At 50.5% G+C, this 13,294-nt stretch carries 10 protein-coding genes; 8 read left to right on the plus strand and 2 right to left on the minus strand.

Annotation, left to right across the window (positions count from 1 at the left end):
* Positions 1-170: 170 nt before the first annotated feature.
* Genes glpA through glpC form a run of 3 tightly spaced genes read left to right on the plus strand, consistent with a single transcriptional unit; the run spans position 171 to position 4,413 of the window.
* Positions 171-1,862, plus strand: coding sequence for an anaerobic glycerol-3-phosphate dehydrogenase subunit A (gene glpA / locus BZG76_RS10160; protein WP_077461242.1), 1,692 nt, complete (start codon positions 171-173; stop codon positions 1,860-1,862).
* Positions 1,859-3,166: a glycerol-3-phosphate dehydrogenase subunit GlpB gene (gene glpB, locus BZG76_RS10165; RefSeq protein WP_077461243.1), complete on the plus strand. Its 1,308-nt coding sequence runs from the start codon at positions 1,859-1,861 to the stop codon at positions 3,164-3,166. The genes glpA and glpB overlap by 4 nt, the downstream gene beginning before the upstream one ends.
* Positions 3,160-4,413 carry an anaerobic glycerol-3-phosphate dehydrogenase subunit GlpC gene (gene glpC, locus BZG76_RS10170; RefSeq protein WP_077461244.1) on the plus strand — a complete coding sequence of 418 codons (1,254 nt, stop codon included), beginning with the start codon at positions 3,160-3,162 and terminating at the stop codon, positions 4,411-4,413. The genes glpB and glpC overlap by 7 nt, the downstream gene beginning before the upstream one ends.
* Positions 4,414-4,498: 85 nt before the next feature.
* Here glpC and BZG76_RS10175 read toward each other — a convergent pair whose 3' ends face one another.
* Positions 4,499-6,172, minus strand: coding sequence for a BCCT family transporter (locus BZG76_RS10175; protein WP_077461245.1), 1,674 nt, complete (start codon positions 6,170-6,172; stop codon positions 4,499-4,501).
* Between the two features lie 196 nt (positions 6,173-6,368).
* Between BZG76_RS10175 and BZG76_RS10180 the strand changes: the two genes are divergently transcribed.
* Together BZG76_RS10180 and BZG76_RS10185 are read left to right on the plus strand one after the other, a co-directional pair.
* Positions 6,369-6,842 (plus strand): DUF3429 domain-containing protein, encoded by a 474-nt coding sequence (locus BZG76_RS10180; protein WP_241824080.1) that lies wholly within the window; start codon positions 6,369-6,371, stop codon positions 6,840-6,842.
* 139 nt (positions 6,843-6,981) lie between these two features.
* Positions 6,982-8,598, plus strand: a complete 1,617-nt coding sequence (locus BZG76_RS10185; protein ID WP_198532330.1) for a methyl-accepting chemotaxis protein — start codon at positions 6,982-6,984, stop codon at positions 8,596-8,598.
* A gap of 68 nt (positions 8,599-8,666) precedes the next feature.
* Here BZG76_RS10185 and BZG76_RS10190 read toward each other — a convergent pair whose 3' ends face one another.
* The gene (locus BZG76_RS10190; protein ID WP_021023116.1) at positions 8,667-9,107 is read right to left on the minus strand and encodes a hypothetical protein; all 441 of its coding nucleotides are present in this window, start codon (positions 9,105-9,107) and stop codon (positions 8,667-8,669) included.
* A gap of 292 nt (positions 9,108-9,399) precedes the next feature.
* Between BZG76_RS10190 and BZG76_RS10195 the strand changes: the two genes are divergently transcribed.
* From BZG76_RS10195 to pstA, 3 genes are all read left to right on the plus strand, one after another.
* Positions 9,400-10,440, plus strand: coding sequence for a substrate-binding domain-containing protein (locus BZG76_RS10195; RefSeq protein WP_077461247.1), 1,041 nt, complete (start codon positions 9,400-9,402; stop codon positions 10,438-10,440).
* A 66-nt stretch (positions 10,441-10,506) separates the two neighbouring features.
* On the plus strand, positions 10,507-11,889 hold the full coding sequence (gene pstC / locus BZG76_RS10200) for a phosphate ABC transporter permease subunit PstC (protein WP_021023114.1): 1,383 nt from the start codon (positions 10,507-10,509) through the stop codon (positions 11,887-11,889).
* Positions 11,882-13,186, plus strand: a complete 1,305-nt coding sequence (pstA, locus tag BZG76_RS10205) for a phosphate ABC transporter permease PstA (protein WP_077461248.1) — start codon at positions 11,882-11,884, stop codon at positions 13,184-13,186. The genes pstC and pstA overlap by 8 nt, the downstream gene beginning before the upstream one ends.
* The last annotated feature ends 108 nt before the right edge of the window (positions 13,187-13,294 follow it).

Below are 13,294 nucleotides of genomic sequence, written 5' to 3' on the forward strand. Positions count from 1 at the left end.
TACCCATTTGCCGTGTCACCATTCGCGCGCTATCCGCCACGCAAAAGTTTGTCCTAAATCAAACAAGCCGCAGTTTCCTTTTCGCTTTCGCGCATAGTGTGATGTTGTCGCCGTCATTGTTGCACGGGAAATGCCACACTCTGGTTACGATAAAGTAACAAGGAGGCCCCATGCCAACTCGCCATTATATTGAAACGGATGTGGTCATCATTGGTGGCGGTGCGACCGGCACTGGCATCATGCGCGATTGTGCGCTTCGCGGCATCTCGTGCATTTTGCTCGAACGTGACGATATTGCGGCAGGCACTTCGGGTCGCAACCATGGGTTGTTGCACTCTGGGGCTCGTTACGCGGTCACGGATACCGAATCGGCACGCGAATGCATCCAAGAAAACACCATTCTTAAATCTGTGGCGCGTCATTGCGTGGAAGATACCAAGGGGCTGTTTATTACCTTGCCGGAAGACGATCTGGCCTACCAAGATACCTTTATCGCCAGTTGTGATAAAGCCGGTATTCCGACACGAAAACTCACACCGCATGAGGCGCTCGCTCTAGAGCCCAATGCTAACCCGGCCATGATAGGCGCCGTGCAAGTGCCCGATGGCACGGTTGACCCCTTTCGTTTGTGTGCGGCAAATGTGTTAGACGGTAAAGAGCATGGCGGCAAGGTATTTAATCATACCCAAGTCACTGGATTAATTCGCCAAGGCGCGACGGTACAAGGGGTTCATTGTATCCACACTCTTACGGGTGAGCGCTTTTCGATTATGGCCCAGCAAGTGATCAATGCGGCAGGGATTTGGGGCCAGACTATCTGTGAGTATGCCGATCTCAACATCAAAATGTTTCCTGCCAAGGGCTCATTGCTGATCCTCGATTACCGCATTAATAATCGAGTGATCAACCGCTGTCGCAAACCGGCCGACGCCGACATCTTGGTGCCCGGTGACACCATTTCCTTAATCGGTACCACCTCTGAGCATATTGAGTACGACCAAATTGATAAGTTGGCGGTGACGCCACAAGAAGTGGATGTGCTGATGCGCGAGGGCGCCAAGCTGGCTCCCATCATGGCCAATACTCGGGTGTTACGGGCTTATGCAGGCGTACGTCCATTGGTCTCGGTGGACGATGATGGCAGTGGTCGTAATATTAGCCGCGGCATCGTGTTGCTTGACCACCAAGCGCGCGATGGCCTTGACGGTTTGATCACCATTACCGGTGGCAAACTCATGACCTATCGACTGATGGCCGAGCAAGCCACAGATTTGGTGGCTGAAAAACTGGGTAACCGCAATGTCTGCCAAACCGCGACACGGCCGCTACCGGGCTCTGAGCCCTCCAAAGGGATCAGCAAAGCCAGTGCAAGCTTGGTCAAACCCGTCTATCAATCCGCCTATTATCGCCATGGCGAACGCGTCAGCCATTTCTTGGATGAAAGTGACGACAGCCAAGCGGTGATTTGCGAATGCGAAATGGTGACCAAAGGCGAGGTGAATTACGCCATTCAATCGTTGGATGCAAAAAACATCACTGATTTACGCCGTCGCACCCGTCTTGGAATGGGGCCGTGTCAGGGCGAGTTGTGCAGTTATCGCGCCGCCAGCTTATTCAGTGAGTGCGGAGGATTAGATGGGCAAGCGAGTGCTGGGCTGCTGGTGGACTTTCTTGAAGAGCGCTGGAAGGGCGTCAAGCCTATCTTCTGGGGGGACGCTTTACGCGAAGCCGAATTTAGTTACTGGATTTATCAAGGATTATTTGGCGCCGGTGATGTGCCTAAGTCGTCGAGCGAGGAGTCAAAAACGGAAATGAATGAGCAAGTGTCCACTCAAGCTGTCGATCAGGAGGTCTCACAATGATTCACTATGATATTGCGGTGATTGGCGGTGGCATTGCTGGGTATACGGCAGCGATACGTGCATTGGAAGCCGGCAAAAAAACGGTAATGATCAGTGCGGGACAAAGTGCACTGCATTTTTCCTCGGGTTCAATTGATGTACTGGGCCATTTTCCTAATGGTGAGCCGGTTACCCAACCGTTTGAGGCGATTCCCAAATTGGTCCGCCAGCACCCTGAGCACCCTTATGCCAAGGTGAGCCTTGATGAGATCACCGATTCGTTAACCTGGTTCCAACAGCAACTCAGTGCGCAAAAAGTATGTTTGTATCACCAAGAAGACAACGCCAATCATGGCCGGATCACGCCGCTGGGCACCGTGCGTCCGACGTGGTTATCGCAAGGGCACGTGTATCAACATCGTGGCCCGCGCCGTTTTTCGGGTCTCTGTTTTGCCGCCATTGACGGCTATCGCGATGCGCAACCGACGTTAGCCAAAGACACCATTACCGCGCAGCGTGATTTTGCCTCCTGCCCGAGTCGTACCATCACGCTTTCGATTCCTGGTGCGGAGCGTCTGCGCCGTAACCGCAATGAATTGCGCTCGGTTGATCTGTCACGCTTACTGGCCGAGCCTAACGCCTTTGACAGCCTGTGCGAGCAGTTAATCGCGCAATCTGGACCGGATGAGCTCGTGATTTTGCCTGCTATTATTGCCAACGTCGCGGGCGAGCAGGGCATGGATGCACTTAAACAGCGCACCGATCGTTGCTTCCATGAAGTGCCCACCATGCCGCCTTCGTTACTCGGGATTCGAATAGAAGAGGCCCTGCAGCGCGCATTTGCCAGTGCAGGTGGCATGTTGCTGCGCGGTGATCAAGTCACCAGCGGCGAGTTTGACGACATTGGCCGCCTCACCGCATTACATACCCGTCAGTTAGAGGATATTCCGTTAACCGCAGAGGCAGTGATCTTGGCGACGGGAAGCTATTTTAGCCGCGGCTTGAATGCGGATCGCACCCAAGTTAGCGAGCCAACACTGGGGTTAGATATGGTACAAAGCCCTGACCGCAGCGAATGGCGCAATGACGACTTTTTCAGCCAGAAAAGTCATCCTTTTATGGCCTTCGGTATTAACACCGATAACCAACTGCGGCCTACCGCGCGCGGAAAACGTTGTCAAAACGTGTTTGTATGTGGGGCAGTACTCAGTGGTTACGATCCCGTATTTGAAGGTTGCGGCGGAGGCGTTGCGGTTGCAACAGGCTACGCCGCGGCACAACGAGCACTTGCCGTGATGGCAAACGCTAAGGAGGCCATATGTTAACTGAATGGCTTAAACAGCGAGAATATCGCGACCATGCACCGCAGCCCACCAGTTTTGACCAGTGTATCAAGTGTACCGTCTGCACTGTGTACTGCCCCGTGTCGAAAGTGAATCCGGCGTATCCGGGCCCCAAAGAGTGTGGGCCGGACGGCGAGCGTCTGCGGATCAAAAATCCAGAGTATTATGACGACCTACTCAAACTATGCACCAACTGCAAACGCTGCGAAACCGCCTGTCCCTCTGGGGTGAAAATTGGTGATATCATTGCCGTGGCACGGGGTAAACATGGCGAGAAAAACATCAATCCTAAGTTGATGCGTGATTACGTGCTCAGCCACACCGATTTATTTGGTACCTTGGCGAACCCGGTGGCACCGATTGTGAATGCGATGACGGATCTAAAACCGGTAAAAGCGGTGATGCATGCCACCATTGGGGTGGATAAACATAAATCCTTGCCTAAGTATTCCTTTGGCACCTTTCGGCGTTGGATGAAAAGCCAAGCGGCCGCACAAGCGGATTATCCCAAACAAGTCAGTTACTTCCACGGCTGCTATGTGAATTTTAACAACCCGCAGCTTGGTAAAGACTTGGTGAAAGTGATGAATGCGATGGGGTACGGCGTGCAATTGCTCGACAAGCATAAGTGCTGTGGCGTGCCTTTAATTGCTAATGGTTTTTATGATAAAGCAAGACGCAATGCCACCGCCAATACCGCGATGATTGCCGATTCTGTTGCCGACGAGCGCCCAGTGATCGCGACGTCATCATCGTGTGCGCTGACACTCAAAGAAGAATATCCGCATGTATTGGGTGTCGACAATCAGCATGTGGCAGGACAAATTAGCTTCGTGACCCGTTTTTTACTCAAAGCGGCAATGAATGGCGAGATGCCCAAGCTAAAACCCGTCAATAAACGGGTGGTGTATCACACCCCTTGTCACTTGGAGCGCAGTGGCAATGCGATGTTCACCATTGAGCTATTGCGGATGATCCCCGGGCTAGACGTGGTTGTGCTCGATAGCGAGTGTTGTGGTTTGGCAGGCACCTATGGCTTTAAAACCGAGAACTATCAAACCTCGATTGCCATCGGTAGTGGTTTGTTTGCTCAGATTAAAGCTGCAGAAGCTGACTTTGCTATCACCGATTGTGAAACCTGCAAATGGCAAATTGAAGAGAACACACCGTTGGAAGCCTTGCATCCGGTCAGTGTGCTGGCGATGGCCGTCGATGGTACGAACCCATAAAAGCGACGACGACCTCGAATAAGACGACCTTGAATAAAAAACGCCACCGTATGAGGTGGCGCTTTCGTTGGTCAGTGAAACCGGTCTAGCGATTCGCTTGTGATGGCGTCGAGGCGGTGGGCTTGCCAACCGGCTCTGCCAGTAAAGACTTCATCACACTGATGGTCATTAAGATCACCAATACACTGATAGGTAATGCAGTCACCATGTTGGCCGTTTGTAAGGCTCTTAAGCCGCCTGCGACCAAAAGCACCGCGGCGACGGCGCCGATCATAGTGCCCCAGAAAACACGGAAGCGTTTCGGCGGATCATCATTGCCCATCGACAGAATGGTGGTGAGCACCAAGGTGCTGGAATCGGACGAGGTAATAAACCAGCTAAACAGCAAAAAGATCATCATGGCGTTCAGTATCCAACCCCAGATACCGCCGCCGGTAATGCCATCGGCTGTGGCGAACAATGCCGCAGGCAAGTCCCAGCCATTCACCAAATCAATGATTCCCGCTGTACCGACACCCGTCTCAGCAACAAGCTCTTGATGCAACGCATTGCCGCCAAAAATGGCCAACCAGGCAAAAATCATCAGCGTTGGCGCGCAAAGCACACAAACCACAAACTCACGCAGGGTACGTCCGCGAGAAATGCGGGCAATAAATAAGCCAATAAAGGGCGCCCAGCCAATCCACCAACCCCAGTAGAAAATGGTCCAGGCATTTTGCCATGCGGCTGGGCCTGGCGTTTCAGGAAACCACAGTCCCATCGGGATAAAACCGACCAAATAGTCACTGAGTGAAGCACCAAAGACGTGGATTAACCAGGTGGTTGGCCCACCAAATAAGAAGTAGGCGATCACCAATGCCGAGACGATAATGTTCCACTCGGAAATAATGCGGATTCCTTTGCCGACGCCAGACAGAGACGACATGATTGAGGCCACGGAAATCAAAACGATCAGGATAACCTGAGTCATGACACCCGGGTCGATGCCAAATAAGCGATCGAGCCCCACCGCGATCTGACTGACACCTAACCCGAGCGAGGTGGCGACACCGAATACGCAGCCCAGGACACCCAAGATGTCGGTGATATGGCCAATGGGGCCGTAGATCCGATCGCCAATCAGCGGATAAATGGTGGATCGCAGCGCGAGCGGCAGTTTTTTACGGAACGAGAAATATGCCAGCGCGAGGCCAACAATGACGTACACGGCCCAGCCATGAAAGCCCCAGTGAAAGTAAGTAACACGCAGAGCAGCGGCCGCGCGATCAAATCCCATGGTGGTTGCGCCTGCCATATCAGCATATGGGTTGTTGGGGTAGCCGAACGCACCACTTGTATCAAAGTAGAGCGTGGGTTCGGCTACCCCAAAAAACAATATGCCAACACCGACACCGGCGGAAAATAACATCGATAGCCACGAAAAAGTACTAAATTCGGGGCGATCGTCGTCGTCACCCAAACGAATATTACCAAAACGGGTGACTGCAATAATGAAGCTGGCGGCCAATAAGAGAACAAGCACCAACATGTAATACCAACCGAACGTAGACTCTACCCATCCGCGAGCAGCAGCAAACACACTGGCCGCTAGGTGAGTGTTAAACCCGGTAAAAAAAACGAAGACGAAAACCAGAAGGGTAGCGGCGATCATCATATTTTTATGAACGCCCTTAAACGGCCCCGTTTGGGTGACGCAATCGGCAAACGGATGCTGCAATGTGCTGGCATTGCTCGCATCCGACGTACTTCGTGCTGACATGAGTAACTCCTTTTTAAACAACAAAACGCGCAACAATTTACGCAAGGTGCGTTTTCTTTGCAAAAAAAAGAGGCTTTTATCACGATAGTGAAGTACAAAGTGATGAGAAAAGCAGCAAACCGACACGAGCTATCAGCCATCATGGCAGTGATACCGTATAAACTAGCTGAACTGATTTATGAGTAGGAGTAAAACAATGCCCCAACCCGATGTTCGTTCATCGTCAGCGGATCGCACCATGTTGAATTTAGGCTATCTTGGCCTATTACCGTTCGCGGGGGCCCTCGGGGTCAGTTGGACTGGGCTGACAGTTTTTGGCTTAGCTGGCGAACAATTGTTTATTACCTACAGTGCCGTGATTTTAAGCTTTTTATCCGGCGTGTTGTGGGGGAACGGCCTGGATAACACACTGCCTACATTGAGTCGGTATGCGTTGTTACTCAGTAATGTGTTCGCCTTGCTTGCATGGGGCGCATTGGTCAAAGGGGCGACACCTCTATCCTTGACCGTAAGCGTGCTTACGGCAGGTTACTTTTTAGTGTGGCTTACCGAACGGTGGATTCGATATCGCCAACAAAAAAACGATCAGCCAGCGGGGTACCAAACGATGCGCGATCGGCTCACTCTGAGTGTGATGGCTTTTCATGCGTTGCTGCTCTTTGCAAATTAATACGTTTAAGCTGGTTCGTTTTCAGCTGGTTTGTTTTTTATAGTTGGCTAAACCTATTACAACTATTGATCGTACCCGTTACCCTTGGCGCAGAAAAACAATTAATTTAGTAATGGTATTTAAGGGTAATGGGGAATCTATGACAATCATTCAGTATTTACGGACGGTGTTTATTGCGCTCGGGATTGCAGTCGCCCTGAGTGGCGCCTATTTGTTCAGTGAAATTAGCTCAGTTAAAACCCAGTTCAATGACGTTGTCGAGCGCAATGTGCGTTTGCTCAGCACGGTGTCAGATTTACGCTATTACACGGTAACCTACCGCCGTTTTGCGCTCGATTATGGCCTAACCGATGATAAACAAGCGCATCGCGATATCCTGGTGAAAATTAAGCGCAATGACGAATCGGTACGTGGCGCGCTGACGGATATGAAAACGCTGACGGGTCGAGATAGCAACAGCGATGAAGTCACCACCATTGAGACACGTTTGAATGGCTATCGCGAGATGCAAAATGATTATATTCGTCTAATCGATAATGGGCGAATAGACGACGCACGACGCAAAATGCTTGGGCCAATGTTAGCGCCCTTTGATCAAATAGTGGACAACCTTGCGTCGTTACAAGCTGATCTAGAAGCACAGGCCAATACCATCAAAGCACAAGAGTCTAAGAAAATCGAACAGCTGATTGTCATGGGGATAGCGGTAATTGTCGCGCTGATCGTATTGATGGTTATCGTTGCACTTTTACTCCAAAACCGTATCCGCGGACCATTGTCCTTACTGGTTACGCAAATGCAGCGGGTAGAAAGTGGCGATCTGACGCAACGGCTCGATCTTGCTCAGTTTAACCGTGATGAATTAGGACAGGCCGCCAATACATTCGATCAGATGCAAAGCAGTATTACCCACTTAATTGGTTCGCTGATAAAAGGCACACAGCGGCTACAAACGGTCAGTAACGAGCTTTCGACTCAGGTGACGGATACGGTCAACAGTGTTGAGCAACAGCGTAGTGAGCTATCACAGCTCGCCAGTGCTATGACACAAATGGAGTCAACATTTGGGGAAGTGGCGAGTAATACGGTCGCGGCGGCCGAGCACACTGATAAATCGCGCGAGTATGCCCAGCAAGGTCGAGAAACCTTTGAACAGTCTTACCAGCAAAGCGTGGCCGCGAAAGATCAAGTTAACGAAGCGTCGCAAGTGATTGAAGCGTTAACCGCAGACAGTGAAAATATCGGTAAGGTCTCAGAGGTGATTAGTACCATTGCCGAGCAAACGAATTTACTTGCCCTTAATGCGGCAATTGAAGCGGCGCGCGCCGGCGAAGCAGGTCGCGGTTTTGCTGTGGTCGCTGATGAAGTGCGCGGTTTGGCAACCAAGACGCAGTCATCAACCGATGAGATTAATCAAATCATCGAAGGGCTGCAAACCAAAGCGCGTCAGGCCTATCAGGTGATGAGTGACAGCCAAACATTAACCCAAAAAGGATTGGATGACGCCAAACGCGCGGCAGAGGCGATTGAGACCATCAATGCGTCAACGCAGCAGGTGTCAGAAATGACAGGGGCGATTGCGACGGCGACCGAAGAACAAACCACTGCCGCCGCTGATTTAAACCAAAACGTTGCAGCAATTCACCGTGCGGCGGAGTCTTTGGCTGAAACGGCAGAGCAAACGCGCCAAGCGTACGAGCGGTTAGAAAAAGAAAACGCGAGTATGAGTGAGCAGGCTCAAGCGTTTAGACTATAAACCGAAAAGCCAAGGCTCATTGTGAGAGCCGTGTTAACAACAAAAGATGCGCCTAAGTGGCGCATTTTTTATCGAAATAAATACAGAGAGAGAAAGTAATTCACATTTTGGTTGATAGCACGCAAAACGGCAGCAAGCCCGGCGTCGCTGTTTTCGGTCACATCCCAGGGAATAAATTTGCCGTAGCTTGGCAATGGCAGGCCCGATTGTACCGATGCGGGATTCAGAGCAATTAAATAATCGACATAGTCGAGTGTCAGCGCATCCAATGGCGCCGGCGCCAGATCGTAAGTCGATATTTGAAACTGGATCAGCGCTTGTGCGGCCTTATCGGTGCTCATGGTTTGCGTTGTGTGATAACAGTGCACATCAAAAAAACTGTTCGCTTTGCTTTTCATCATTGCGGCTGCCATTAACGACGCGCCGTATTTTCCATCACACAAAAAGAGTACCAATGGCTTGGCATCAGTGTTCAACCGTGTGTCCTCATTGTGGTTAGCATCTGTCATTGCCTTCTTTATCCAAATTGTTCGCAGCTAACATCTCAATTGTGATGTTATCTCGCTGCTATGCTATCGATGTTTCATCTATCCTAGTCACTTCCGCGCGCAGCGCTAGCGCACCTTGAGCAACTTTTGAGTGTGCTACCAATGCCTCTGGCTGTCATCAAACCTTCATCATTGCATAAAGGAACTGTCACTTTGTGCGCTTAATGTGTCTCCCCGTTAACCGAGTTCTTCGTTATGTGTAGATAAATTGATTTACACAGCACTAACTTAAATAATCGACTTGGAGGTTGATGTGAAACTTAAAGCTCTCTTTGCAGCGACGACAGTATCAATGGCCGTGCTGGCCTCAGGTAGCGCAACGGCTGCAAGCCGTGACTACATTAGCATCGTTGGCTCTTCTACTGTTTACCCTTTTGCTACTGTTGTTGCTGAGCGCTTCGGTCGCACGTCGCAATATTCAGTACCCAAAATCGAATCGACTGGCTCAGGCGGTGGACTTAAGTTGTTCTGTGCGGGCGTCGGTGAAAACACCCCAGATGTGACTAACGCATCACGTAAAATCAAAAGCTCGGAAATTGAACGCTGTCAGTCAAATGGCGTCGACGAGATTGTCGAAATCAAAGTCGGTTATGACGGTATCGCTATCGCAAACTCGAAAGTATCGCAACAGTATGATCTCACCCTAAAAGATATCTACACCGCACTCGCTAAAACCGTCCCAGACGCTAACGGCAACTTTATCGACAACCCCAATGACACGTGGAAAGACGTGAACCCATCACTGCCTAACACCAAAATCGAGGTGCTAGGTCCACCACCAACATCAGGGACACGTGATGCGTTTGTTGAGCTAGCCATGGAAGCGGGCTGCTCCGAGTATCCCGAAGTCGCAGCACTTGAAGACAGTAACGAAGACAAATTCAAAGCGATTTGTCACGGCATGCGCGAAGACGGTGCTTTCATCGAAGCCGGTGAAAACGATAACTTGATTGTGCAAAAGCTTGAAGCAAACCCAGATGCGCTTGGCATCTTCGGTTACAGCTTCCTTGAGCAAAACGCAGACAAAGTACAAGGCTCTAAAATCTCGGGTGTTCTGCCAACATTTGATGCCATTGGTACCGGCGAGTATCCCGTATCACGTTCACTGTATTTCTACGTTAAAAAAGCGCATGAGAACGTGATTCCTGGCCTGACCGATTATGTGAAAGCGTTCACCTCAGAAGAAGCAATGGGCAGCATGGGATATCTCGCTGACCGTGGCCTTATTCCACTGGGTGAAAACGAGTGGCAACAAGTACGCAGTGCTGCCGTCGATTTAAAACCAAACTTGTAAGCGCATTGTGAATACGAAAGGGTGGTACGTGTCACGTACCCCCTTTATTCGTGTTCAGGAGGAACAATGACAACACCCATGCTGATGACCGTGATTGCTATTATTGCAATTTCCGGCTTTTTTATTGCTCGAACGCGTTCTATTAAGCTTGCCAACATGGCTGGTGGCTTGAGCAAACTGCATTCTCGACCTAACTATTACGGCTCATATGTCGCCATTTTGGCGGCGATTCCGGCACTGGTTCTTTTATTGTTGTGGCAAGCGGTAGAACCGAACTTGATCCACAGTTTGGTGATGGCACAAATTTCCGATACGTACGTCACGCAGTTCGGCAATGCGGATTTGTTATACAGTCAAATCGGTAATATTGCTCGTGGCATCACCCAAACTGACGATGCTGTCTTGTTGGCTGCGGCGGACCATTATCAAACCCTGAACCATTTAGGGACCACATTACGATTCACCGCAATGACTGCACTTGCGTTGGCGGGATTAGCCTTTGGCTGGCGCTCGCTACGACTGCGTTTACGTGCCCGCAATCGGGTCGAAAACGTGATGCAGGGCTTTTTATTGTTCTGCTCAACCCTCGCAATCTTAACCACATTCGGCATTGTGCTCTCAGTGTTGTTTGAAGCGATGCGATTTTTCCAAATGATCCCCGTGACCGAGTTCATCTTTGGCACCGAATGGTCGCCACAGATTGCACTGCGTGCAGATCAACAAGCCTCAAGTGGTTCTTTTGGTGCGATCCCGCTATTTACCGGCACTTTGATGATTTCATTCATCGCCATGTGTATCGCGGCACCGGTTGGGTTAATGAGTGCCATTTATTTGGCTGAATACGCGTCGCCCCGTGTTCGTGGCATTGTTAAGCCTATTTTAGAGATCCTTGCGGGGATCCCGACAGTGGTTTACGGCTTTTTCGCAGCGTTAGTTGCGGCGCCATTTATTCGTGATGTGGCTCATGCGATCGGCTTTACCAGTGCATCGTCAGAAAGTGCACTCGCAGCTGGTGCGGTGATGGGCATTATGATCATTCCGTTTGTCTCCTCGCTGTCCGATGATGTGATATCCGCCGTGCCTCAGTCACTGCGTGATGGTTCATTAGGGCTAGGCGCTACCCCCTCTGAAACCGTGCGTCAGGTTGTGATTCCTGCCGCGTTACCAGGCATTGTCGGTGGTTTATTGCTGGCGGTATCACGCGCGATTGGTGAAACCATGATCGTGGTGATGGCGGCAGGATTATCGTCTAACTTAACGGCGAACCCCTTGGAATCGGTGACTACGGTCACGGTTCAAATCGTGACATTGTTGGTCGGTGACCAAGAGTTCGATAGCCCTAAAACGCTGGCTGCATTTGCTTTGGGTCTCACGCTGTTTGTTGTGACGCTAGCGCTCAACTTCGTGGCGCTACGCATCGTGAAAAAATATCGAGAACAATATGACTGATAAAATCGAAAAAATTGCGCAAGAGAAGCGTGCTAGGGTAAAAGCAGGCCTTGCGAAACGTCGCGGAAAAGAAAAGCGTTTCCGTTGGTATGGTATGACATCGATTTTTCTCGCTTTCACCTTTTTGGTATTGCTGATTGGGTCGATTGTCTCTCAAGGGTATACGGCGTTTTACACCACCGAAATCCGTTTAACGGTTGATCTCAGTGAGCAAAGCTTGGGCATTGAGGGAGAACCACTGAACGATGAAACATTGGAGTACCTCAGTTATCGTTCGGTATTGGCGAAGGCCATATTTAATGCGATGCCAGAGGTGACCTCGCGGGGCGATAAACGTGATCTATTTCGCTTTATCTCTACGGGCGCGGAATATGATTTGCGTGACCGTGTTGCCGCAAACCCCGATCTGGTCGGACAAAAGATTGAGATTTGGGCATTGGCGGGTGATAACGTCAACCAATTCAACAAAGGCAACATCGACGGCAAACTCCCAGAGTCAAATCGTCAGTTTAAAGACAAGCACATAAACTGGTTTAACCAACTGGAGGATGATAATCGCGTGCGCACCGTGTTCAACACGCGCTTCTTCACCAATGGTGATAGCCGTGATGCTGAATTAGCGGGCATTTGGGGCGCGACTGTTGGGTCTTTCTACACCTTGTTGGTAACACTGGCGTTGAGTTTCCCGATTGGTGTAGCAGCCGCGATTTACTTGGAAGAATTTGCGCCACGTAATCGCATTACCGAAATTATTGAAATTAACATTAACAACTTAGCAGCCGTGCCCTCGATCGTGTTTGGCTTGCTGGGTCTGGCTGTTTTCTTGAACTTTGCTGATCTGCCACGCTCGGCGCCAGTCGTTGGTGGCTTAGTGCTCACGCTCATGACATTACCGACGATTATTATATCGAGTCGTTCGGCGATTAAAGCGGTTCCGCCCTCGGTACGTGATGCGGCTTTGGGTGTGGGTGCATCTAAGATGCAAATGGTGCTTCACCACGTCTTGCCATTGGCGATGCCAGGCATGTTAACCGGTACCATTATCGGGATGGCACAAGCACTCGGAGAAACGGCACCGCTGCTGATGATCGGGATGATCGCGTTTATCGTTGATGTGCCATCCGGTCCGCTTGATGCGGCCACAGCGTTACCCGTGCAAATCTATTTATGGGCAGAGAATCCTGAAAAGGGCTTTGTCGAAAACACCTCAGGCGCAATCATGGTACTGCTGGCATTCTTAGCCTTTATGAATGCCTGTGCGGTGATTATGCGTAAGCGTCTCGAGCGACGCTGGTAAGTCGGGAGAGAGAATCATGACGACGACAACAATGAACAACCTAACCATGACTGAAGATGTAGTAGAAGCCGCACCACAAAGCACACAAGCACCGAGTGAAACCTGTGG

This window comes from Salinivibrio sp. AR647, from assembly GCF_001995415.1.
In the GTDB taxonomy this organism is placed as follows: Bacteria; Pseudomonadota; Gammaproteobacteria; order Enterobacterales; family Vibrionaceae; genus Salinivibrio; species Salinivibrio costicola.

Coding starts and splice junctions, on each gene's coding strand:
- glpA (WP_077461242.1), top strand. CDS start 171: ATGCCAACTCGCCATTATATTGAAACGGATGTGGTCATCATTGGTGGC.
- glpB (WP_077461243.1), top strand. CDS start 1,859: ATGATTCACTATGATATTGCGGTGATTGGCGGTGGCATTGCTGGGTAT.
- glpC (WP_077461244.1), top strand. CDS start 3,160: ATGTTAACTGAATGGCTTAAACAGCGAGAATATCGCGACCATGCACCG.
- BZG76_RS10175 (WP_077461245.1), bottom strand. CDS start 6,172: ATGTCAGCACGAAGTACGTCGGATGCGAGCAATGCCAGCACATTGCAG.
- BZG76_RS10180 (WP_241824080.1), top strand. CDS start 6,369: ATGCCCCAACCCGATGTTCGTTCATCGTCAGCGGATCGCACCATGTTG.
- BZG76_RS10185 (WP_198532330.1), top strand. CDS start 6,982: ATGACAATCATTCAGTATTTACGGACGGTGTTTATTGCGCTCGGGATT.
- BZG76_RS10190 (WP_021023116.1), bottom strand. CDS start 9,107: ATGACAGATGCTAACCACAATGAGGACACACGGTTGAACACTGATGCC.
- pstC (WP_021023114.1), top strand. CDS start 10,507: ATGACAACACCCATGCTGATGACCGTGATTGCTATTATTGCAATTTCC.
- pstA (WP_077461248.1), top strand. CDS start 11,882: ATGACTGATAAAATCGAAAAAATTGCGCAAGAGAAGCGTGCTAGGGTA.